23 protein-coding genes and 1 pseudogene are annotated in these 22,494 nt (G+C 65.4%); 14 read left to right on the forward strand and 10 right to left on the reverse strand.

The features are described 5' to 3' along the window. Positions 1 to 90: 90 nt before the first annotated feature. The 4 genes from QR64_RS22275 to QR64_RS22290 form a co-directional block, all read right to left on the reverse strand. Positions 91 to 1,695 carry a peptidoglycan DD-metalloendopeptidase family protein gene (locus QR64_RS22275; RefSeq protein WP_235367273.1) on the reverse strand — a complete coding sequence of 535 codons (1,605 nt, stop codon included), beginning with the start codon at positions 1,693 to 1,695 and terminating at the stop codon, positions 91 to 93. 154 nt (positions 1,696 to 1,849) lie between these two features. Further along, the gene (locus tag QR64_RS22280; RefSeq protein ID WP_235367274.1) at positions 1,850 to 3,793 is read right to left on the reverse strand and encodes a cutinase family protein; all 1,944 of its coding nucleotides are present in this window, start codon (positions 3,791 to 3,793) and stop codon (positions 1,850 to 1,852) included. 32 nt (positions 3,794 to 3,825) lie between these two features. Continuing rightward, positions 3,826 to 4,341: a hypothetical protein gene (locus QR64_RS22285; protein ID WP_235367275.1), complete on the reverse strand. Its 516-nt coding sequence runs from the start codon at positions 4,339 to 4,341 to the stop codon at positions 3,826 to 3,828. 251 nt (positions 4,342 to 4,592) lie between these two features. Next, the gene (locus tag QR64_RS22290) at positions 4,593 to 5,867 is read right to left on the reverse strand and encodes an insoluble domain protein (protein WP_235367276.1); all 1,275 of its coding nucleotides are present in this window, start codon (positions 5,865 to 5,867) and stop codon (positions 4,593 to 4,595) included. Positions 5,868 to 6,404: 537 nt separating this feature from the next. On the opposite strand from QR64_RS22290, the gene QR64_RS22295 reads away from it, so the two are divergent. Next, positions 6,405 to 6,851 carry a helix-turn-helix transcriptional regulator gene (locus QR64_RS22295; RefSeq protein ID WP_039587241.1) on the forward strand — a complete coding sequence of 149 codons (447 nt, stop codon included), beginning with the start codon at positions 6,405 to 6,407 and terminating at the stop codon, positions 6,849 to 6,851. Positions 6,852 to 7,067: 216 nt separating this feature from the next. Here the strand turns inward: QR64_RS22295 and QR64_RS22300 are convergent, their stop codons facing one another. From QR64_RS22300 to QR64_RS28400, 3 genes and pseudogenes are all read right to left on the reverse strand, one after another. Further along, a complete protein-coding gene (locus QR64_RS22300) occupies positions 7,068 to 8,123 on the reverse strand; it encodes a GAF domain-containing protein (protein WP_052227392.1) in 1,056 nt (351 codons plus the stop codon). A gap of 72 nt (positions 8,124 to 8,195) precedes the next feature. Then, positions 8,196 to 8,532: cytochrome P450 (locus tag QR64_RS28395; protein ID WP_235367278.1), on the reverse strand; the 337-nt coding region annotated here is incomplete at its 5' end. Position 8,533: 1 nt separating this feature from the next. Beyond that, positions 8,534 to 9,523 (reverse strand): annotated as a pseudogene (locus QR64_RS28400) (cytochrome P450); the annotation flags it as partial. 188 nt (positions 9,524 to 9,711) lie between these two features. Between QR64_RS28400 and QR64_RS22310 the strand changes: the two are divergent. Both QR64_RS22310 and QR64_RS22315 read left to right on the forward strand, forming a co-directional pair. Then, on the forward strand, positions 9,712 to 9,897 hold the full coding sequence (locus QR64_RS22310) for a toxin-antitoxin system HicB family antitoxin (protein ID WP_033098656.1): 186 nt from the start codon (positions 9,712 to 9,714) through the stop codon (positions 9,895 to 9,897). Between the two features lie 380 nt (positions 9,898 to 10,277). Continuing rightward, on the forward strand, positions 10,278 to 11,276 hold the full coding sequence (locus QR64_RS22315; protein ID WP_039587243.1) for a hypothetical protein: 999 nt from the start codon (positions 10,278 to 10,280) through the stop codon (positions 11,274 to 11,276). A 70-nt stretch (positions 11,277 to 11,346) separates the two neighbouring features. Here the strand turns inward: QR64_RS22315 and QR64_RS22320 are convergent, their stop codons facing one another. Beyond that, a complete protein-coding gene (locus QR64_RS22320; RefSeq protein ID WP_039587245.1) occupies positions 11,347 to 11,610 on the reverse strand; it encodes a sigma factor-like helix-turn-helix DNA-binding protein in 264 nt (87 codons plus the stop codon). Continuing rightward, complete coding sequence (locus QR64_RS22325; protein WP_039587247.1) at positions 11,607 to 12,494, reverse strand: replication initiation protein; 888 nt, start codon at positions 12,492 to 12,494, stop codon at positions 11,607 to 11,609. Before QR64_RS22325 ends, QR64_RS22320 begins: the two co-directional genes overlap by 4 nt. A 187-nt stretch (positions 12,495 to 12,681) precedes the next feature. Between QR64_RS22325 and QR64_RS22330 the strand changes: the two genes are divergently transcribed. The 5 genes from QR64_RS22330 to QR64_RS22350 all read left to right on the forward strand — a co-directional run bounded on the left by QR64_RS22330 (position 12,682) and on the right by QR64_RS22350 (position 14,815). Further along, a complete protein-coding gene (locus QR64_RS22330) occupies positions 12,682 to 12,954 on the forward strand; it encodes a ParB family protein (protein WP_039587249.1) in 273 nt (90 codons plus the stop codon). Further along, entirely contained in the window at positions 12,951 to 13,208 is a 258-nt protein-coding gene (locus QR64_RS22335; protein WP_039587252.1) for a ParB family protein, read from the forward strand. The genes QR64_RS22330 and QR64_RS22335 overlap by 4 nt, the downstream gene beginning before the upstream one ends. A 226-nt stretch (positions 13,209 to 13,434) precedes the next feature. Next, positions 13,435 to 13,764 (forward strand): ArsR/SmtB family transcription factor, encoded by a 330-nt coding sequence (locus tag QR64_RS22340; protein WP_039587253.1) that lies wholly within the window; start codon positions 13,435 to 13,437, stop codon positions 13,762 to 13,764. Next, a complete protein-coding gene (locus tag QR64_RS22345; RefSeq protein ID WP_039587254.1) occupies positions 13,764 to 14,474 on the forward strand; it encodes a cation transporter in 711 nt (236 codons plus the stop codon). Before QR64_RS22340 ends, QR64_RS22345 begins: the two co-directional genes overlap by 1 nt. After that, positions 14,474 to 14,815, forward strand: a complete 342-nt coding sequence (locus tag QR64_RS22350; protein ID WP_039587257.1) for a DUF3703 domain-containing protein — start codon at positions 14,474 to 14,476, stop codon at positions 14,813 to 14,815. The genes QR64_RS22345 and QR64_RS22350 overlap by 1 nt, the downstream gene beginning before the upstream one ends. A gap of 115 nt (positions 14,816 to 14,930) precedes the next feature. Here the strand turns inward: QR64_RS22350 and QR64_RS22355 are convergent, their stop codons facing one another. Continuing rightward, positions 14,931 to 15,401 (reverse strand): hypothetical protein, encoded by a 471-nt coding sequence (locus QR64_RS22355; protein ID WP_084222383.1) that lies wholly within the window; start codon positions 15,399 to 15,401, stop codon positions 14,931 to 14,933. A 202-nt stretch (positions 15,402 to 15,603) separates the two neighbouring features. On the opposite strand from QR64_RS22355, the gene QR64_RS22360 reads away from it, so the two are divergent. The 6 genes from QR64_RS22360 (at position 15,604) to QR64_RS22385 (ending at position 22,481) form a co-directional block, all read left to right on the forward strand. Next, positions 15,604 to 16,467 (forward strand): DUF2637 domain-containing protein, encoded by an 864-nt coding sequence (locus QR64_RS22360; RefSeq protein WP_235367279.1) that lies wholly within the window; start codon positions 15,604 to 15,606, stop codon positions 16,465 to 16,467. 599 nt (positions 16,468 to 17,066) lie between these two features. Next, complete coding sequence (locus QR64_RS22365) at positions 17,067 to 17,282, forward strand: hypothetical protein (RefSeq protein WP_029547350.1); 216 nt, start codon at positions 17,067 to 17,069, stop codon at positions 17,280 to 17,282. 76 nt (positions 17,283 to 17,358) lie between these two features. Continuing rightward, positions 17,359 to 18,300 carry a DUF3560 domain-containing protein gene (locus tag QR64_RS22370; protein WP_039587259.1) on the forward strand — a complete coding sequence of 314 codons (942 nt, stop codon included), beginning with the start codon at positions 17,359 to 17,361 and terminating at the stop codon, positions 18,298 to 18,300. Between the two features lie 62 nt (positions 18,301 to 18,362). Continuing rightward, positions 18,363 to 18,680: a hypothetical protein gene (locus tag QR64_RS22375; protein ID WP_039587419.1), complete on the forward strand. Its 318-nt coding sequence runs from the start codon at positions 18,363 to 18,365 to the stop codon at positions 18,678 to 18,680. Positions 18,681 to 18,999: 319 nt separating this feature from the next. Beyond that, on the forward strand, positions 19,000 to 20,019 hold the full coding sequence (locus tag QR64_RS22380) for a tyrosine-type recombinase/integrase (RefSeq protein ID WP_235367280.1): 1,020 nt from the start codon (positions 19,000 to 19,002) through the stop codon (positions 20,017 to 20,019). Then, positions 20,016 to 22,481 carry a tyrosine-type recombinase/integrase gene (locus tag QR64_RS22385; protein ID WP_084222384.1) on the forward strand — a complete coding sequence of 822 codons (2,466 nt, stop codon included), beginning with the start codon at positions 20,016 to 20,018 and terminating at the stop codon, positions 22,479 to 22,481. Before QR64_RS22380 ends, QR64_RS22385 begins: the two co-directional genes overlap by 4 nt. The last annotated feature ends 13 nt before the right edge of the window (positions 22,482 to 22,494 follow it).

The raw sequence follows: 22,494 nt of genomic DNA on the forward strand, positions 1-22,494 counted from the left end.
CGCCTTGTCCCACTCTTCGCTCACGGTGTGGTGTTTCCTTCCTGGTGTGTCATCGTTTTCGATGTTCTGGCGTATGAAATCCGTTGTGTATCAATGAAATCGGATTGCTCTGACCTGTTTCGGGGGCGTCCATTCGGTGATCCGGACCTTCTCTCCGGACTGGGGTGCTTCGACAACTTTGTTGTCTCCCATCCAGATCCACACGTGGCCGGGGTAGGGCTGCACGATGTCTCCGGGTTGCAAGTCCGTCGCCTCGGTTACAGGCGTCCCTTGAGGATCGTTGACCTGAGCGGAGTCCTGGTGTGGCAGAACGATTCTTCCGTCCGTCGCCTGCGCCACCGCGTACACGACCAGGCCCGAGCAGTCGAAGCCGACCTTGTTGTGGTCGCCGTGCTCATCAGCGACACCGCCATCGGCGATGCCGCGAGTCGGTCCGGTGGCATCCCCGCCGCCCCAGGCGTAATCGGTGCCCAGCCATCCAAGTGCTGCATCGACCACCCGCGAACCACTCACCGACGGCGGCCGAGGCTGGTCGACACCGGCGAAGTCAGCGCGGCTGGCCAGGATAGTGCGGACGTAGCTCGTGGTCTCCGCGTTGCCGCACACCCCGCCGGAAGCGAGTGTGTTGCCCGGCCCGCAGTTGTAGGCCGAGAGCATCAACTCGGTGCCGTCACCTGAGACTTTTCCCTCTCGGAGCCACTGCTGCGTCTGCTCCCACATCTGGCAGTCGTAGGCGGCCATCGCCATCACCGAATCACCGATGGAATTCACGTCGGCCACGCCGTCACCGTCGTAGTCCTGGCCGATCGAGGCCCAGGTTGCGGGCATGAACTGCCCCGGCCCGCGTGCCCCCGCCGGAGACACCGGCGAGGAGGGACCGTAGCGGAACTGGTTCTCGGCGTAGAGCTGGGAGGCCAGCAAAGGAGCGTCGATCGCCTCGCAGGTCTGAGCCGCCTTGACGATCCACTCCCGGAACTCCTCGGGGACCGATCCCGGCGCGAGGGAGCGTCCGCCGGGGCGCGTCAGGCCGGTGCAACCGGCACCGAGCGGAGTCTCGGCCGCGACCAGCTGCACATTCGGCGAGGTCGGACGCTGTTGCGGGGCGTCGAGTTCAGACGCATCGGCCAGCCACGGCATCGGGTCGATCGGAGATCCGCCGTCGAGTCGGCCCCCGGGCCAGACCTCGAAATGCAGGTGCGGTCCGGTCGAACCTCCGGCGTTGCCGACCAGGCCGATCAGATCCCCGGCGCGCACCTCGTCACCGACGGAGACGAGAACACCGTCCGGGAACATGTGCCCGTAGACCGTCGAGATGGTCGACCCGTCCGCGGTGGCCGAGTCGACGATGATCCAGTTGTCGAAACCGTTCTCATCGCTCGCGCCGGAATCTCCTGCTGCAACAACGATTCCGTCGATCGGTGCATAGAAGGGCGTACCGACCGGCGCCGCCAGGTCGATGCCGTTGTGCGAGGTACCCCAGCGCGGGCCGAAACCGGAGGTGAACGTGTAGGTGCCGGTGACCATCGGCTGCACCTTCTTGCCGGTGGCAGCACGCAGGCTGTTCGGTGACCGGGACGGTCCCTGCGCCGGCAGGCAGTTGTCCGGATCGGGAGTGTCGCTGCCGCACATCACCAGCGCACCCATCAGGGCCACGACGCTGGCTGCCAGCGTAATTTTCGTCGTCGAAGAAGCCACGTTCTCACCCCCTTTGCATGAGTGCTTGTCGCTAGCCCGCCCAGGCCATGCACGTGAGTGACTTCGCATCCGCCCGCCCGAGGTCGGATGCCGCGTTAGTGGAAGGCTCCCGGTCCTGGCAGCGGCACCACCCGCTGACCAGGACCGACCGGCGTCAGCCGATCGCCTTGGCGAAAACCTTCACCATCGTGTCGATCGCGTTGTCCCTCCCATCCGGGGACCAGCTCGGATACGCAATGTGCGAATTCGAGGCGTAGAAACTCGCCGCGGTGAATCCTTCGGCCACCAACTGCCCCAGCTCGGCCGCACTGTCACTGCTCGCCAGCGTCATCACCGACTGGCCCAGGCCGGCCAGATCACTGTCCTGTGCCTGCACCGACATCAGCGAGCCGATCGGATCGCCCGGATCGTGCAGTTGATCAGGACTCATCTTCTGGCCCGGGGTGAGCACGCCGAGAGCTACCTGCGCCAGATCCACCGCCACCGGCATCAGCCGAGACAGCTCGAGCACATTCCCGTTCTCGGCCACCGACCAGGCGATTTCCTGAATCTCACCGACATTGCGGGCCAAGCGGATCACATCGACGTTGCCGAGCAGATCAAGCACCAGCGCGGCGATTGCGGCCGTGCCGGACGGGTCCGGAACCATCGCCACCAGCCGCGAGAGTGTCTTGAAATCCACCCCGGCAGCCATCTTCACCAGCGGGGAGAGCTGATTGTTCAGATCCCCCGCGACCGCGTGCGCCCCATGGACATCGCCGGTGGCAATCTTGATCGGAAGCTGCTGCAACCCGGCCGCCACCGCCGGATAGTCGACCGAGGTCACGCCGGAGACGACGCCCAGCAGTTGATTGATGATCGTCGTCGGCTTGGCCACCGAAAGCACCTGCGTTGCCGTCCGCAACTCCACCGGACCCGAGGCCGCCAACGGCGACAGACCCGCGACCAGCGCATCTGCCGACCCTGCCAGCGTCGACACATCGACCGACTCGCCCGAGGCCCGGGACTTGAGCAAGGCCGTGCTCACGCCGGTCACCGCTTCGGCGGCCGACAACACTGCCGGGACATCGACCTGCTCGAGCATGTCGAGCACGCCCGCCGTCGTCGCCTCCGGCGATCCCTCGGGAGCCGAGGTGAACGTCTCACGCGCGCCCGGATTGCTGTCGATCCACTGTCGCGCCTGGTCGACCGGCGTCAAAGTCTCCGACACCAGCCGCGCCTGCTGCGTCATGCGGGCGATGTTCGCCGCTGAGGTGGTCGACGTCGGACCAGCGGCATCGAGCGACGACACCGACTCGGCCAGCTGCGAGGCTGCCCCGAACACCGCCGACAGATCCGCGTTGCGCCAGGTCCCCGGCGAGGACAGCTCATCGACCAGGGAGGATTGTGCCACTGTCGACGTGCCGGTGATCGTCGGAGTCTGGGGTGATGCAGTCGAGGCGAGTTCGGCAGAGACATCGACCGCTCCCGGCGGATTGGCGATGATCCGGCCCAGAGACGCCAGGAACGGCGTCGACTGACCATCGGTGTTGCAGTACGCATCGTCCGGGTGGCAGATGTCGAACACCTTGCCCGCGAGCTTGCCGAACCCTTCCGGGGCCGGCCCAGCGATGCCCTGACCGCTCAGGGGCGGGCCGATCAACGTTGCACCCTCGGTGCCCCGCTTCGGATTGGCGAGCAGAATCACCGCCTTGACCTGCTGCGGAGTGACGGGGCCGAGACCGTGGCCGATGTTGACGGCCAGATCGTTGCCGATCTGCGCGCCCTGGCTGTACCCGGCGATGAGGTACTTCGACGACGGGCACCGCTCCATCAACTCCGCTGCCGCTTTGTCGCCCCGCGACTTCGATTCGGCATAGGACGTGCCGTTGAAGAACGCCTCGCCCGGATACGGCACGTACACCACGTCGAGGTTCTTGCCGAACCGTTGCTCGAGTGCGTCACCGACCGCCGCGAGCATGCCCGTCGGCACGGTCGGATCAGCATGAGCGGACGTTTCCGTCGTACCGGGAATCATCAGCGCGATCGTGCGCGCACACCCGTTCGTTTCCGCTGCATGAGCAACCGTCGGTGTGCTCACCGCGGCCGCGGTGGTCACTGCTGCTGCTGCCAGAGCGAGACTTGCTTTCCTCATGCCCCGACCTCTTCGATGGAGCGGATCATCACTCGGCCGTCCTCTGCCGTGGTCGTTGTGATGCGCTGCTTGAACTCGTTGCGCCGATCCGGGCGGACCTCGGTGATCTGCGCGCTGTAGGTGTTCGGCCCGATGGCCGTGACCTCGAGGCAGTGCGTGGTCCCCAGCGGCACGGTGTCGATGCCCTGCTGGATCATTGCCGCGTCGGGCAACGGCGCATCAGGGGCCATCAACTCCCGCACCGACTCACCCGAACGCAGCAGGTAATAGCGGTGTTCGAGCGCCGCGATCACCCCTTCGCCGGAGAGTTGGTCACCCTCGCCAGGCGAGCACGGATCATCTGCCGCTGCCGCGGCCGCGGTCGGCGCAGCGGTTGCGGTGTCCGGGACCAGGCCACCGAAGTCCGCGTCGTCGTCACCGCCGCCGACGAGAGCGGTGATGCCCCAGCCGGCCAGTCCCACGACGGCCACGGCCGCGAGGCCGAGACCGGCGTAGGCCGATCCCTTCCCCACAGGGCGGCGCGTGGTCACCTGCGTGGTCGGGTGAGTGGCGCGGCGACCGGCATCGGCCGCCGCGACCACTCGAGACGCCGACTCACGGGCGGACGCGGTTCTCCCGGAGGAAAAGCGCTCTTCGGCCACCGGTACCGACACCGGCACCGACTCCCGAACCATGCGGATGCGAGGTGCGGTCGCATCGAGCACCCGAGGTGAGCCCGTTCGGTCGTTCCGCTTCATCGGTTCGTCTCCCTCTTCGACTGGACTCAGGCGTCGACTGCCGGAGCGGGCGCGCCGAGACCCAGGCCGACCGCCTCGCTGACCAGGCGCGATGCCAGTCCCGGCGTCGCGTAGGTGAAGAACGAGTTGAGTGCCTGGTCGACCTGCTCGATGACCTGCTCACCGCCGGGCTGTGCCTGAACGAAGTCGCGGACCTGCTCATCGATCGCAGGTGCGGTCTCGGTGGCGAAGGTTTGCACGGCGTCGGCAGAAGCCGCACCGATGGGGTCTTCCGACCACTGCGCGAGCGTGGTGTCGACCTGTTCGGTGACCTGTTCGGTCTCGATGTCGGGCACCTCGGTTTCGATCGGCGTGGCATCCTCACCTGCGCCGTAAGCCGTGCCGACCCCGTACCCGGCCAGGCCGCCACCGACTGCGCCGACCGTGCCGCCGACCGCGCATCCGGCTGCAAAGCCACCCACTGCACCAGCGGCCGTGGCGGCAACACCGGAGGTAATCGGGGCCACGCCCGGAATCGGGATGGGCACCATCGTGCCGGCAGCAGCTCCAGCGATACCCGCAGCCGTGGACGCGACCAAAGCCGTCGGGATACCGACGGCGGTGCAGCCGGTGACGAACCCGGCACCAGCGCCGACTGCCGTGCCCGCGACCTGAGCAGATGCGATCTTCTCGGCCTCTTCGGTCTCCATACCGGTTGATCGGTGGTAGTCGGTGACCATCGCCTCGACCACTGCGGTCGTGCGGTTGGTCTTGTCGGCATCGACGTCCGAGACCCAGTTCGGCTGGTCGAAGATCACCCGGCCGAAACGCATCTTGTTGACGGGAGCCTCGATCGGCAGGGTCGGGCCTTCCACCACGACCGGCGCCTGCGGAGCAGGAACGCTGTAGCCGGAGTAGCCGGAGTTGTCGCCGCCCGAATAGCCGTTGTACTGCGCCATCGACACACCGCCGCCGGTCTGCGGGTTGTAGGCGCGGGTGCCGCGGTTGTACTCGGCCGGAGGCGCTACCCAGAAGTTCTCGGCGGGCTGCGGATCAGGAGTCGAGGGTGCAGGAGCAGAAGTTGAGGGGGGCGTGGAGGTGATGCCCGCCTGGCCACCACCGGACTGCGGCGGGGACGTGATACCTGCCTGCCCGCCGCCGGAGTCGCCGGTCGGCGCTGCTGCTGCCGTCGGCGCAAAGGCAATGAGCAACCCGGCTGCCGCCGGTGCCAGAGTCGCGGTGCTGAGCACCGCACTGGTCGTTCGGCGGCGCCGGTGTCTGCCGGTGCTGGAAACCAGCTGATCTTCGTTGGATACGGACATGTACATCGCCTTTCCTGCGAATGAATCGAGTCCCGAATGCGTGAAGGACCTGAGCGAGAAAGAGATCCGTCAGGGCCGAGAAGATCGGGTGGTCACCACAGGGAGGTAGTCCGCTCGTGCACGTGTCGGCAGCGCCGACTAGGTGCGGGAACGCTGCCGTTGGCGCGCACAGTCGAGTAACGCCAGAACAGCAGCGCCCGACAAGGAAGTGGGCTCTCGTCCGCAGTGACCTGGTGCCCGAGCTTGCGTAGTCAGCCCGGACGGGTTGGTACGTAGGTGGTTCAACCCCGGACACGTGACACCGACGCCAATCACTGACACGTGTCCGGGGTTTTCCCTTTTGCCGGTGGCCTCACCGTGGCGCGCGCTGGTTGCCGGCCAGACGCTTCCCTCGGCTCAGTCGATCGTTACCTCCTTCGCCACAAAACCCTTCATTGAAACTCTATTCCGGAACATTACAGCAAACTCTATTCCAGTGGAAAATGACGCAAGCCATTCCTGTAGGGCAGTGTTATGGCTCGTGGAAAGGTTTCGGGCATGACGAGACGGCCTCTTCGGGGATTCGACCGGGAGAGGCTGATCGAGCTGCGGACGGAGAAGGGTTACACCCGTGGTGACCTGGCGAGGTTCGCCGAAGTGAGCGTGGCGGCCGTGCGCGCCTGGGAGTCCGGGCAGGCGACCCCGCAGGTGGACCGTCTGGCCCGTGTCGCTGCCGCCCTCGACGTTCCGATGTCCGAGCTGGTGCGGATATCCCCGCACGACCGGTATCTGGGCGATCTGCGCGTCCAGGCCGGCCTGACCCAGCCCCAGCTGGCGCTGCAAGCAGGCATTTCCACGGCCTCGCTCAGCAGCCTCGAGCTCGGGGAAACCTCGCTGCGAGAGCCGGTAGCCGAACGACTGGCTCGAGCTCTGGGAGTGGACACAGCCGAGGTCCGCGCCGCCTACGAACGGGCCCGAACCCGACCGCCGGGCGCACCCGTCTGACACGCGCGACACACTGTGTGTCGACGCACGACAAATACGGATAACCACGTCTGAGCTCCCCCCGCGGAGATAGCAGCCCGCCTCACGCGGACATGCGGAAGCGGCCGAAACCGGCTGTGCTACATCCGAGGCCGAGTGGACAAGCCCCGGGAAATCCCCACGGGCGGGGACGCGGAAGACAAACTACCAGATCACAGCTGATAGTCCGGGACCAACCTACCCGCCTCGCACCCCCCGATCGGATCCCTGCAAATCCTCTGTGGCCGCATCGGATTCATCCGGAATCGTTGAAACCTGAACGAGCACGAGACGGTCGCTGAGAGGGCCGGGATACGGGCTGATCGACAATTTCGCTGCCCGCCAACCCGATTCCGAACGCAGACGAGCACGGGCGCATTGAGGCGCGGTATCCCCCGAACGGAACGTTGCCAGTGCATCGGCCAGCACATGCCGGTCGTCGGGATGCACGATCTCGTTTCCGCCCTTGACGTTTCGCCAGGACACCCACGGTGGAGCATCGGGCAGCCACATCGTCAGAACGGCGAGGTCGGCGACGAAGACGCCGGTGTAGACCCCCGCTGACCGCAGCATCTCCTGCATTCCCAGCTCGCTCAACGTCGGCAACTCCGGTGACGTCGTATCGGAGACGTCGTGCCACAGCAGCCGCAATCCCACGTTGCCCGGATCAGTACGGCCCTTGCCCCAGCAATACCAGCGCATCACCCGACCATCGGCGTGCAGAACCGACATCGGAGCCTCCCACCGACGACCGTGCACCGGATCGATGCCCAGCTCGAACAACGACGCCGAATCGTCGAACTTCACCGCCTTGGCGATGTACTCCGCAGGAGTTCGCTCCGGAACGTGCTCTTCAGGAAGCACCCCGGACATCATCGATGCTTCGACCGTCTGGCCGATCACCATCCGCTCGAGACTCCACGCAATCCCAGCCGCGATCCGAGGCGGGCTGGGAACCCGGCCGGGCTCACCCACCCACACCTGGACACCGTGCGCCTCCGCGCTCGGGCCGAGAACGGGCAGCGCCTCGATGTGGAACGCCTTCTGCGCCCCCTTACGCGAGCGCAGATCGAGCGTCACCGGCCGTCGAGTGCGGATCACCGAGTCGATGATCGGCGTGACCGGAAGGTCCGGGGCCGGCTGAACATGCCGGGTCACCGACGCCCAATCCTTGACTACGCCGCCGCAGCTGACAACGGACATCTCGCCGTCGACCAACGTTTCGACCAGATGCCACTCGTTGAGAAATACCATTAACTTATAACCTCCCCCGAACCGTGGGCACAGTATGGCTGCCCAGGGGGAACTTACCTGTCGGCCGCCTCGTCACCGACGCGAGAGCTTGACCTTCAACCCCCGCGGCTTGAGAGTGATCGCCTCGTGCACGTCGAGTTCGTAGCCCGGTTCCGGAGCGAAGTCGTACCGCCGGATCAGCGATGCGAGCGTGAGCACCGCTTCGTGCAACGCGAACTGCCGACCGATACACGCCCGGATGCCGGTCCCCCACGGTTTGAAGATGTGCGCCGGACGCTTCCGTACGGCCTCGGGCGCGAACCGATCCGGGTCGAACCGCTCGGGATCGTCGCCCCACAGGGGGTCGCGGTGCAGCTGCGGCAGCAGCACGAACACCCACGAACCCTTCGGCAGCGTCCGTCCGCCGAGGNCCGCAGCTTGGCGACCTGCTCGTACCCGATCCGACCGTCGGCACCGACGACCTCGGCGATCTCCGCCCGCGCCTTCGCCACCACCTCGGGATGTCGGCTCAGGAAATGGACCGCGAACCCCAGGGTGGCCGCGGTGGTCTCGTTGCCCGCGACCAGGAAGGTCAGTACCTGGTTACGGATCGATTCGCGGTCGAGCTGCTCGCCGGTGTCGGGATCGGCGGTGTGCATCATCAGGTCCAGCAGGTCGCCGTGCTGCTCACCGGAGCGCATCCGCTCCTCGACGATGCGATCGACCGTCTGCTGCATCAGCGCGATGTCGCGTTCGTGCTGCTCCCTGGCACTGCGGCCGAACAGGGCCCGCAGGATCGGGATGTCGTTCGACGAGCGGTTGATGTACTCGAGCGCTCGGCTCATCGCCGCGATGAACGGATCCGGTTCGGTGCGGCCGAACGAGTCGAAGTCGTAGCCGAAACCGCACCGGCCGATGACGTCGAAGGTCAGCGACGTCATGCTCTTCGGCACGTCCACATATTCGCCGCCGGCCGCTGCGCTGTCCCAGCTGTCGACCAGCCGGTCGACGACGGTGAGCATCGAGTCGTGATAGCCACGCATCGCGGCCTGGCTGAAGCCCGGGCCGAGGATGTTGTGGGCCTTGTGCCAGTTCGGTTCGGAGTTGAACGCGGTGAACAGGCCGTCGCCGGCGATGACACGAAGCTTGCGCAGCGGCTTGCCGAGGAACTTCGCCCACTTCTCCTCGTCGTTGACCTCGCGCACCAGCTCGGCGCCGGAGACCACGATCAGCCGGTGCTGGAGGATCTTGCGTTCGAAGATCCCACCGAGTTCCTGCGCCATCTGCATCTCACGCTGAACCGGTTTGGCCACGTCGATGCTGAGCAGATCACCCAATAGAGGCAGTCTCCATCGAGGTTGCGGGATCGGCTGGGAGTCGGTGGTCGCAGGGCTGCTCGTCGAAAGCTGCGGTGACGCCATTCGTGAGAGTGTGCCCCACCGCCGGCGAGAGGCACACCGCCGCCTCCCACCGCTCAAGGGCTCCCTGACTGCCGTCCCACTAGTCGACACGCGCCACGCCGATGTACGGGGGTAACTGACATCCGCGCTCGCAGCCGCTAACCTGAGTCAGATTCAACGGGCCGATCTTGAAGAACGGGGGTTTACGCATGGCACAGCCGCATAAGGGCGACCGCGCCGCGATGACTCTACGCATCCCCGCTGAGCTGCACGAACAGCTCCGCAACGATGCCAAGGACGCCAAGGTCGCGCTGTCCCAATACGTCGCCGACCTGCTCGCACTACAAGCCGGTCGACCGGACCTTGCCCGCGAGATCAAGGCGGTGACCGTGTAAACGCCACCAGAGAGGGCCGCTAGCCGCCAACTAGCCCGCCCTCAGATGCAGAAGACCCCCCGCCTGCCAAGCGAGGGGTCTTCCAAACCGAATATGTGACCGAGCAAAGTCGCCAAACTCCTCGGGCACTCGAACTTTCTCTCCAGAAAGCCTTCGTTATGCATATTAGCGAGCGCTGCTCGTTTGGGCCAACTTCCGTCTCGAATCACATTCCCGCGTGTCGCCCTCAACGGAGCGCACACACCGCCCGGGACAACCGTCGAGGTCCCGGCCGCGCCACTCCCCAGACCCGCCGTGGTCGCCGTCGCGGCAGCTACAACCTCCGCGTAGCCGATGGTGCCTACTCCCCCATCCCCGTCTGGGACTCCCGCGCGGGCTGGATGCGCCAGATCATCACCTTCGCCCGCAGCGAGACCGGCATCAAAATCTGCCACGAGCACCGCATCGCCCCGGACAAGTTCATCGCCGCCGCCAACGCTCACGCCGCTTACGCCGACGAATCCACCGGCCGCAGCCTCACCGCCGCCCGCGACACCCTCGCCGAGTACGCCGGCATCAGCACCGACGTCCTCGATCGTGCCCGCCAGATCCTTCGCCGCATCGGAGCCGCCGTCGAGCTCGTCCGCGGCCGCTACCTCACCATCGCCGAACGCATCGAAGCCAGCCTCACCCACGGTGGAAAGCAACTTCGTGCAGCTTCCGTGTGGGCCTTGACCAGCAAGTTCACTGCCGACTCTTCTGTTTATCCCCAGTTTCCGAATCATGCGGATCTACCAGAGAACCCTTTGGGTTCTACAGGTATCTCTCGTTCTCAAGTAATCACCAACGCGCGCGCTACGCGCCGCGCCCGGGCTTCGACGAAGGGCGAGGGCGACCCACGACCCCTGCACGCTCAGATCGCCGCAGCGCGCCTGGCCGACCGACTCGGTGCCACGATGCCCGAATACCGCGGCGTGGATCGGAATGGCCACTACGTCCCCGGAACCACCCATCACCACGTCGGAGCGATCGCCGATGCCCTGACCGCCGCAGGCATCGACACCACCCGATGGACCGGCGACGACGTAGCCGACCAGATCACCGAGTTCCGCCGCGACCGCAGCCTCCCACACCTAGCGTCCCCGACCGCTTTCCTGCGCTGGCAGCTCCGTGCCCTCGCCGATGTGTGGTCAGGGCCTACCCCCACCGAGCGCCGCACTGAGATCCAGGACCGCCGCGCCGCCGAACGTCGCGCCGAACTCGACCGGCGTGCTGCTCATCCTCCGGCTAGCGACGACACCCGTGCCACCGCTCTCGCCGAGATCCGGCAGATACTGTTCCAGCGCTCGGGCATGCGCACCCGGACCCGCGGGGACCGCTTCGACCGGCACCGCTACTGAACGAAATTCTCGCTCCGGTCAGAACCACAGCGGCGAAGGGGAATCGAATCGTTTCACGCGGAAGCCGCTCCTACCCCTCGAGCTTGCGGGCATCATGCAGTATCCGACCCACCGCTCCGGTCGACATCTCCAGTTTCTCGGCGATCTCGCGATACTTCATCCCCTGCTCGCGAAGTTCGACCACCTGCTTGCGTCGGCGTTCCGCGCGTTCGAGGAATTGGTCTCGGGGTTCGGCAACCAGGCGACGTGCAGTGCGCTCCGACGAGCCGAGCCGGCGTGCCAGTTCCTTTGCGGTGATGGACCGCCGTTGTTGTGCCTGGGCACTGCCCCTCATTGCGCGAACTCCAATGCTGTCGCCAGATCGAACTTGGTGGCCCGCTTCCTGTTTGCTTCCCGTTTGGCAGAGCTCATGACCTTGCCGCCCTTGCTCCCACGTGCTGCCTGGCGCGCCCGGAACGTCCCCTCATCGAAGTTACGCCAGATCCACTTGCCGATGGAGTACGCCGTGGCACGGACCTCGATGAAAGGAAGAGGGTCGGCGAACTCGCTGTTGATTCCGTGACAACGCTGAAGAACCAGTTGGAGCCACTGGTCTACGGTGCCATGACGATGGTGCCACCACTGTGGGTACGCCCACTTACGGGCAGTGTCGAACATCGTCACATTGCGGCCCAGACCCACGGAGCGGTCGGGCCGGCGCGGAGCCTGACGAGGTGTGTAGATGGTCGCCAGATCCCGCAACGAGTACGGATCCCCTGGACCGTAAATGGTTTCCCATTCAGGGTGGATCGGGTTCTTGGTCAGCTGCCCACCGTAGGAGAAGTCCCCGCCGACGGAGATACACAGACCTCGCTCGATGCGATGGGCATAGCGCAGCGGAGTCAACCGCGCCGAGTCGGTACGGCAGACTCGATGGTCGCCCAGCCACCAACCCAGGTGCGCCCGCCCGGAGGGAGACTGCGCGACCCAGCTCGGCGTCGGATGATCCGACGGTTTCTCGAACGCCCGCATCGCCGCATCGGGGTGGTCACAGTCGATGACGATCGATCCGAGCAACGCGTGTGGAGAGTGCTGGATGTAGCGCATCATCAATGCCTGGTCACGGCTCATTCGGTACTGACCGTGCTCGAGTTGGTTCGTCGCGAACGGCCGATGCGGAAGTAGCACCTCGTTTCCCCACTGCTCGTCAGTGAGAAGGGACTCCCCCGCCGTTTCCATGCCGAGTACTGTGCACTACCAAGATCGAGTATTCGGGTAGGACACGCCGAGCCATATACAGATATTATTCGGGTAGGTCATGCCAAGCCATATCAGGTATCCGCCCCGCCTTCTCCCTTTCGAACCCTCGAACATGTCCACTCGTGGCAGAGGCTGTGCCTCACGTACCGAAGTTACGATGAGAACCATGACCGGGAAGAAGCGCATGGCCTTCGACATCACCGAAGCCGACGCCGACCGGATTCGCGCCGCCTACGTCGGCACCCGCGCCATCCTGCCCCCCACCACCCTCAGCGAGTTCATCACCGACCTACTGGTCGAGGCCACCGAACGCCTCGAAGCCGAACACAACGACGGCCGGCCCTGGCGCACCCCCAGCCGCAGCGAACTCAAATCCCTCTCCCAGACCGGCGTCGGACGCAACGCCCCCGGCCGCCCAGGAGAACAGGACCAGCAATGACCGAGGCGTCACGCACACCGCGACCCAAACTCGGGTTCCACACCGACCAGGCCGAACGCATCCGCGCTGCCTACCTCGGCACCCGCGCAGCACTCCCGCCGAGCACCTTCAGCGAATTCCTCGAAACCGCCGTCCTCGAGACAATCGAACGACTCGAAGCCGAACACAACAACGGCCACAGCTGGGACGCCCCGGCCACCGGGGAAGTCAAGTCCACCGCCCAGACCGGCGTCGGCCGCTGGAATCGCACCTGACCAGTCCCCCGGACCGTCGACCTCGGCTTCGTTGACGGCACGCCCGAGCCTTTCGACAACCTGGCCGGAAGACTCACGGGTCTGTGGTGGCTATTGGTCGTCGCGGCGTTCATCTGCTTCGGAGCGTGCGAGTACATGCGGCGAAAGGAGCGAAATGAAGGAGTGGAACCGGAAGATCAATAGTTCAGAAGTTTCTGAATACAGAAGATCATGTATTGTTGGCGTCATGGAGGCTCTGGTCCATCGCGACGCCCTGGCCCGTTTCGGTTACGCCCTGTCGGACACGACCCGGACACAGATTCTGCTGCTCCTGCGGGCAGGACCCGGTTATCCATCCGACCTGGCCGAACAGATCGGGGTGTCCCGGCAGATCCTGTCGAACCATCTGGCGTGCCTGCGCGGGTGCGGCCTCGTCGTCGCGGCCCCGGAAGGTCGGCGCACCCGCTACGAACTCGCCGACCCCCGCATCGGACGGGCCCTGGACGATCTGATCGGCCTGGTCCTGGCCGTCGATCCCTCGTGCTGCCCCGACGCAGCTACCGAGAGGTGTTGCTGATGGACTCCGAACCCGGCTCTCTCCGGTCGCGAACACCGCTCACCACACAGCGCCGACAGGCACTGGCCCGTCGTATCCGCTGGTTCGTGGCCGCCACGATCAGCTACAACGTCGTCGAGGCGATCATCGCGCTCACCGAAGGGGCACGGGTATCGTCGACCGCCCTGATCGGGTTCGGCCTGGACTCGGTCATCGAAGTGTCCTCCGCCGCCGCGGTGGCCTGGCAGTTCGCCGGCAAGGACCCCGAAGCGCGGGAAAAAACCGCACTGCGGATCATCGCCTTCTCGTTCTTCGGCCTCGCTCTCTACGTCACAGTCGAGGCAATCCGATCGCTTCTCGGGGTCGGCGAAGCTCAGCATTCGACGGTCGGCATCGCGCTGGCGGCGGTCAGTTTGGTGGTCATGCCCGTCCTGTCGTGGGCGCAACGCCGCGCCGGTCGAGAGCTCGGCTCGTTGTCCGCGGTGGCCGATTCCAAACAGACACTGCTGTGCACGTACCTGTCCGCGGTCCTGCTCATCGGCCTGCTGCTGAACAGCCTGTTCGGCTGGTCCTGGGCCGATCCCATCGCCGCCCTCGCCATTGCAGGAATCGCGGTGAAGGAAGGGATCAACGCCTGGAAGGGCGACACTTGCTGTCCGGCCCCGGCCATGCCAACTGACGCCGCACCGGGCCACGACTGCCACTGCTGCGACGACCGGAAGGACGACTGATGCCACGAATCACCGCCGCTGCGCGTGCGCTCTACCACCAGGAGATGGTGGCGGCGAAGGTTGCGGTCGCGCCCGACGCGCGATGGGCTCACCTCGAACGGGCACACATTGCCTCACAACCCGATCCGTGGTTGCACACCTGCAACCATGTGGCCATGCTGGCGCTGGCGCTGCGGCAGCGGGATCGGCGAGAAGCCCTCGGGCAGGTCCTGCGCATCATCGTTGCCGCGCCCGGTTCACTGACCGGCCGCTATCCCGAGGGCAACACCGGCCGGGCAACGGTCGGACTCACGACACCGATGCCGATCCCACCAGATCTGGCAGCGATTCTGGCACGGTGAAATGTTCTCGGGACGGACTCGTCTCTCATCAAGGCTCGGGGGCCATCTCGGTGACCCACCAGCGGACTCGCGTCGTGATGCGCCGACAGCCGAAACTTGATTTGTCAGACATGCTCTAACCGTGTTGGAGGCTGTCGCGGGTGGACCCGCTGCGGCGTGGCTTCGCCAACGACGCGACCCCAGCGACGAGCAATGCCAGCGGCAAGAGAGGCCAGAAGAAGCCGTACAGACCCACCTGCCTCGGTGTCGACGACATGAATGCAGCGCAGAACCCGACTATCGAAAGCGTGAATAGGGCGGCCACCGCCAGCCAGGAAACACTCTGTCGCGGTTTGAGCACCGGGATCAGACACACCACCACCGGAACCGCGAGAACAGGCACGACCATACTGCCGAAGTAACTCCAGATCGAAGCATTACACGCCGCCAGGCCAGGGACCTCCCGCAAATACACACCGATTTCGCAATCCGTGATCTCTGACATCGAGCTGGTAGCTGCGGCGATTCCGAGAGAGACGGTCACCACGGCCAGCAAGATCCAGCCCACCCGCATCACGGTCATCAACAGATCATGCAACATCGTCACTCGAAGCGACGGTCCTGTCGACATCGCGAGACGCCGACCCGAACGATAAGAACCATCACGCGCCCCGGCCGGCTCCCCCGAGAACCGGTCGGGGCGCAGTCGTCTCTCATCTCACCTTGCCGACTCGATCCGGTCGTGACCTGCGACTCTCATCTGAGAAACCCCTTCTCATATCATGGTTCTCATTGTTACTATGGGAACCATGAAGTGGACGAAGCGACGCAAGAACAAGAACACCTCAGTGCCCGCGGATGTGGCAGCCGTCAGCGGATCCATGTGGTTCGCAGGCGTGACCATCACCGTAGGAATCGGGGCGGCCGCGTTCATTCTCAGCTTCCTCGCACTGCGAGACCTGTGCATCCAGGCCGGCCAGCCGAGAGAGATCGCCTTCCTGTTCCCCGTCATCGTCGACGGAACGATCCTGCAAGCAACGATGGGAGTCGTCTCCCGACGTCACGACCACCGGGCGCGACGATTCTTCTGGAAGATTCTCATCGGCGCCGCCACCGTCTCGATCGCAGGAAACGCGATCCACGCCGTTCTCACCACGACCCCCGGCTTCAACTCCGTTCTCGCCGCCGTGATCGCCACACTCCCGCCGATTTCACTGCTCGCCTCCACCCACGCGCTGACTGTTCTCGGCCGTCGCACCGCCGCACCCACCGAGAACCCCGCTGAGACTCACATCGAATCCGCGCCCGCGACACAGCCGCGCCGTGAGACCGCACACGAGAACGCGACCGCACCCAAGACTCACGTCACAACCATCACCGAGAACCGTGCCGCCGCCGAGACCGCGAGTGAGACTCCGGTCGCGCGGTCGACTCGCACCGCGACCGCTGACGCTCTCGCTCGACAACTCGAGGTGCCATTGCCCCACCTGCCCGGCACCCACCTCGATACCAACGCCATCCCGACCTTCCACTCCCACGAGGAGCGTCGCGAATGGGCACTCGCCCGGCGCCAGGCCGGAGTGGAGGTGCCCGTCATCGCCCAAGAAGTCGACCGCTCCGTCGCCACCGTTTACCGCTGGCTCTCCGAGGCCGACACTTCCGTCACCATCTGATCATCACAACGACATCTGAATATCAACTTTTCAGCGTCAAATCTGAATCAACAAAAAATCAGGCCGACATCAAAAAATGTCCACGTCTGATGCCTGCCAGTCTCACCTCGGCGCATCGAACTCGGGAATCGTCCCCGGTTCGGTGCGCCGAGTCGCGTTTCCGGCGTTGACCAGGGGCGATCCGCCCCCGGACCCCCTTGGGGTTATGTCGGGTGTCGACGTGCAGTGTGTTCGAGGGTCGGTGTGGCAGTCGGATCTTTGCCTCGTTGGTCTCGGGGCCGGCAAACGTATGCTCCCGCGGCCGGCGGATAGTGCCCCCTCGCTCTGGCTAGGAGTGTGCCCCGGCTCGTCTGCGGTGTGTCGGCTCTACCGATCCCCGGGGGCTCCGCCCCCNGGAAGAGATCACCGCGAAGCTCCGCAACCTCGGCCGCGACATCGATGCCCTGCTCGAGAACATCTCGACCGGCAAGGACATCTCCGTAGTCCTGGCCGAGTCCCGCGACACCAAGGCCGCCGCCCGTGCCGCAGGCATGACCGAGGACGAAATCAGCGCCGCAATCGAAGCCGGCCTCAGCTGACCTCCCGGAAGGAAAGACGCGATGACCACTCCCGCCCCCGTCCAGACACTCGAGCTTCCCGACCAGTGGTGCGACTACAACGGCTGCACCACCGAAGCCACCCACACCGACGGTGAGTGGGTCATGTGCCCCCACCACGAGGAACGCGCCTACCGGACCACCACCTACTGGCGGCCGATCCTCCGCTGGACCACCCGCCCCGGCCCCCACTGGCCGGTCTTCATCGCCGAGTACTGATCCACACTCCGCGCCGGTGGGGAGTCACCGCGACTCCCCCCGGCGCGCACTACCGACCCGAACAGGAAACGCCCACATGCTCACCATCACGCACACCCCCACCGAGGGCACGATCATCGACGGCACCAGCAAAGGCGACGGCACCGCGCCGATCCTCAAAACCGCAGGTTGGAAATGGGGACGCAGCATCACCGCCTGGTACATCCCGCACAGCCGCGACCGCGCCCCCCACCTCGCCCGCATCGAACACACCGCCGCCGCCCTGCGCGCCGCCGGCTACGACGTCGAAACCGACATCGACACCACCCTCCGCGACGGCACCGACGCCCACCACGACCGCAACGAGCGTCTGACCGACCGCGCCGCCGCCCTCGCAGCCAAGGCCGAACGCAAGGCCACCGCCGCCCACGCCGCCCACGCACGCCACGACCACGCCTGTGCCGCACTGCCCGAAGGCGGAGAACCCATCAAAGTGGGACATCACAGCGAACGACGCCACCGCCGCGCCCTTGACCGCGCCCACACCACCGCCCGCGCCGCGATCGAAGCCGACGCCGCCGCCCGCTCAGCCGCCGAATCCGCCCGCCTCGCCGCCCGCAGCACCGATCACCGCTACACCCCCGCAGTGATCCACCGCCGCATCGAACGACAAAGCGCCGAACTACGCAGCATCGAACGCCACCTCACCAAGTACCGCGCTGCCGGACACACCGCCGAGACCAGCAACCACATGCACCAACTCGAACTCAACAAAGCCGAACTCGAGCGCGACATCGAATACTGGACCGCAGTACGCGCCGAACAGGACGCCACCGACGGCCCCAAGCTCTACAGCCGCGCCGACCTACGCCCCGGATGCTTCGTCAACTGCTCCGGCACCTGGCACAAGGTGATCCGAGTCAACGCAAAGTCGGTCACCGTCGCCACCGCCTACAGCTGGACCGACCGACTGCCCTACGACAAGATCACCGACGCCCGCGCCGAGGACGCCCACACCCCCATCCGCCCAGGTCAGTAACCCACAATCCGGCGGCCGCGACCCCCTCGCGGCCGCCGGTCCACACTCGCCGCGAGGACGCCATGACCGCCGAATCCCTGTTCGCCGAGTGCATCATCCCCGGATGCAAACAGCCCGTCACTGACGAACTCACCCCCTGCCAGACCTGCCGCGCGATCTTCGGACCCATGCTCCAAGAAGCCGACCGACCCCCGGGCTACACCGCCGCCGACCTCGCAGAACGAGACGCAGGCACCGCCGCCGCCTACCGCATGATGCGCGCACTACCCACCGCGGCCCAGCACAACGACCTGGACACCGAGCGAGAACGCCGCACAGCCGAACACGAAAAAGCCGCAGCGCAGGAACGCGGCGAAGCCGAAAAAGCCAACCAGACCTGATCTGTTGACCGGACTAAACAGCGACACGCCGTCCTACCGACCCCGGACTCGTTGGACGGCCCCGTAGACATCTCTCAATACGAGAGGTGGTGGAACGTTGTCCGACGAGATACAGCGGAATATCGGATCGATCAAACTGCCGCAATGGGGACGGGTCGAGCGAGACGGTGGCATCGTGCCCTGGCTCGTCTACGACGACGCGGGCGAGGTGGTCGAACCGGTCCGACGTTATCTCGCCGATTGCGTTGCGCGCGATCACAGCCCGGCGTCCGTGCGCAGCTACGCCTACGGCCTGCTGCGGTGGTGGCGATGGCTCCGCGTGCTCGAGGTCAACTGGGACAAGGCAACCCCGGCCGAGGGCCGGGATCTGGTGCTGTGGCTAACCCAGGCACCCAAACTACGACGGGCACCACGCACGAAATCGAAGAAGACCGCAGGCACGGTCAACACCCGCACCCGCAAGCGCTACCTCGACGACCGATACGCCGCCCGGACCATCCGGCACTCGAACGCCGTGGTGCGGGCCTTCTACGAGTTCTGGAACGAAACGGGCCAGGGGCCGGTACTCAACCCGATTCCCCTGGATCGGCGCAGCCCGTGGTCGGCGGTACACCCTGCAGACAGTCGCTCACTACACCCGGCCGGGCGCATCCGGTACAACCCGAAGCTGCCCAAGCAGCAACCTCGTGCCCTCACGGACGAACAGTGGAAGGAGTTGTTCGATGTGTTGCGCTCGAATCGTGATCGGGCATTGCTGTCCCTGGTTGTCGGCAATGGAGCTCGAGCCTCGGAAGTCCTGCGGGTTCGGCCGGTCGACATCGACTGGGGTGAGCAACTGATCCGAGTGACTCGCAAAGGCACCCGCGCTGAACAATGGCTGCCGGCCAGCCAGGAGTCGTTCGTGTGGCTACGTCTCTACCTCGCCGACCTCGGGGAGGCGCTCTCTCCGCACGAGGTGATCTGGAAGACCCGCCGGCGCCGCGATTGCGGCAACGGACTTCACCGCCAACCTCTGAACTACGAAGCCTTGCGCAAGGTCTTCACCAGGGCCAACGAGGTTCTGGGAACGAACTGGACGATGCACGATCTGCGCCACACAGCTGCCTTACGGATGGTGCGCGATATCCACCTGTCTGCTCGCGATGTCCAACTCATCCTGGGTCACGCTCATCTGTCGACCACCGCCGAGATCTATCTGATAGAGGATCAGGCGGAGGTGGTACGCCGAGTCCAACACCACCTGACCACCCGTGGTCAGCATGTTCCACCTCCGATTCCGGCGGCACCGGGATACGACGCGGCAGATCTGGCCGTGCTTCTGGGAGGGACTCCCTCGTGACCGAGACGTTCGCGCATTCCGGGTCGACGTCCGCGCCCCCGCAGCTCAAACGGACGGTCCGACCCGGCACCTTGCTCAGGCGACATGACGATCTCGTCGTCGATGTCGCGGTCGCCGGCGGGGAGCGTGACCGGATTCTCCTGGGCGAGTTCCTGGCCTTGCTGCCGTCGCTGCCGAGCTGGCCGAAACGCGCCCACCTGCAACAACGCCACCGCGACGGTGCTGCGGCGCTTCTGAGATGGTTGGGAACCTTTCCGGGCGATGGATGGCAGCAACGTTGGGTGGCCGCCAGGGCCGAGGACGATCTCGACTGGATCGAGACTTTGACCGACCCGGCAGATCCCCGATCGACCCGCGTCCGACGAGATGTGATCAACTGCGGGATCAACGCCTTGATCTTGTTGCGGATCGTGCGGCCGGGGTACCGATTCCTCAACAACTACAAGTCCCGCACGTTGTACACCGATATCCGGAAGCTGGTGTGTCCGAAGTTGTTCTCGGTGATCGAGTCACGAGCAGATCATCTGGAGATCAACAACTTCCAACGCACCGACGCCTGCAATGTGGTCAGCAAGCTGGTCCTGCACACCGGGCGCGCGATCGACGAGCTGACAGTCGACGACCTGTTCACCTACCGGGCTTGGTATCAACGCCACACCGGCAACGGCAAGTCACCTACCGGGCTGTCTCTGGCGTGGGAGCTGTTGTACGGGATCGCGGACCTCGGGGAACACATCACGCTCAAGGACGCGGTCCGATACGGGCAGCGACCGACACTCGAACTGGTCGATGCCTACGGCATCCACAGTGTCGCGGTACGAGAAGTGCTGATTCGCTACCTCGACGAGCGCCGCTCCTCGGTCGACTACGGCACCTTCGTGGAACTGGTCGGACGGTTGGTCGGGTCCTTCTGGACGGACATCGAACAACATCATCCCGGCATCGACTCGCTCCACTTGCCCGACGACGTCGCCGAGGGTTGGAAACAGCGGATCCGGATGGTCACTTCCAAGGACGGCTCGACCCGTCCACGCAAGTGCAGCCTGGACATCGTGATGTGTGTCCGCTCGTTCTATCGTGACCTGCAAGAATGGTCCCTACAGGACCCGGCCTGGGCGCAATGGAGCGTTCCCAACCCGATCCGCAAAAGCGATGTCGGCGGACAGACGAAGGCCCGCCGCACTACCACCGCCGAGATGCACCAACGTGTCCGCGAGCGCCTGCCGCATCTGCCGATCCTGCTCGACACCGCTGATCGTCACCGACGCGAGCAAGCAGCGTTGCTGGCGGCAGTCGACGCCGCACCCGTGAGGGCAACGATCGACTATGCCGGGCGCAGCTATCGGCGTGTGCTTCCTCGGTACTTCACCACTGCACGCAGGCGACGGCTGCCCTCGCCGCCTCATCGCATCGAGGATGTGGTCAGTGGGGAGGTGATCGATGTCGACAAGACCGAATCCGATGCGTTCTGGGCGTGGGCAAGCATCGAGACGTTGCGGCACACCGGTGTCCGGGTCGAGGAACTCCTTGAGATCTCTCACTTGGGATTGGTCTCCTACACCCTTCCCGACACGGGCGAGTTGGTGCCGATGCTGCAGATCGTGCCGTCGAAAAGCCACGAGGAGCGTCTGTTGCTCGTCAGTCCGGAACTGGCCAGTGTGCTGGCCTCGATGATCACACGTCTGCGCGCCCAGAACGGGGGCACCGTTCCTCTCAGCGCCCGTTACGATCCGCACGAACGTGTCGCCGGTCCACCTCTGCCGCATCTGTTTCAGCACCGTGTGGGCTGGAAATGGGTGGTGCCGGCCACCACCACAGTGCAGACCTGGCTCACCCAGACCGTGGCGCGATCGGGCCTGACCGACGCTACCGGCAACCCGCCGCACTACACCCCACATGACTTCCGCCGGATGTTCGCCACCGAGGCGGTCACCGGCGGGCTGCCCGTCCACATCATCGGTCGGCTATTGGGGCACAAGAACCTCAACACCACTCAGGCCTACATGGCGGTATTCGACGACGAGTTGGTCCGCTCCTACCGCTCGTTCCTCGATGCCCGCCGTGCGGTGCGCCCGGTCGCCGAATACCGCGAACCCACCGACGAGGAATGGCGCGACTTCCAGCAGCATTTCGAACTGCGCAAACTCGAACTCGGTACCTGCGGCCGCCCCTACGGCACCCCGTGCAAGCACGAGCATGCCTGCATTCGATGTCCCAGTCTCCGGGTGGATCCGCGTGCTCGACGCCGACTGGCCGAGATCACTGCGAATCTGCGCGATCGTATCGACGAAGCGCAGGCCAACGGCTGGACCGGCGAGGTCGAAGGACTACGCGTCAGCCTCAAAGCCGCCGCAGCGAAGCTGGTCAGTGTGGACCGGATGCAACAAAGGAGCACGACGCAGGCCGAGAGTCCTGTCGATCTCGGCGTACCGGTCCTGACCAGCGAGGAACACCCCTGGTGAGCTGAACCGAAAT

It is taken from the genome of Rhodococcus sp. Chr-9, assembly GCF_000801125.1.
GTDB classification, from domain to species: Bacteria; Actinomycetota; Actinomycetes; order Mycobacteriales; family Mycobacteriaceae; genus Rhodococcus; species Rhodococcus pyridinivorans.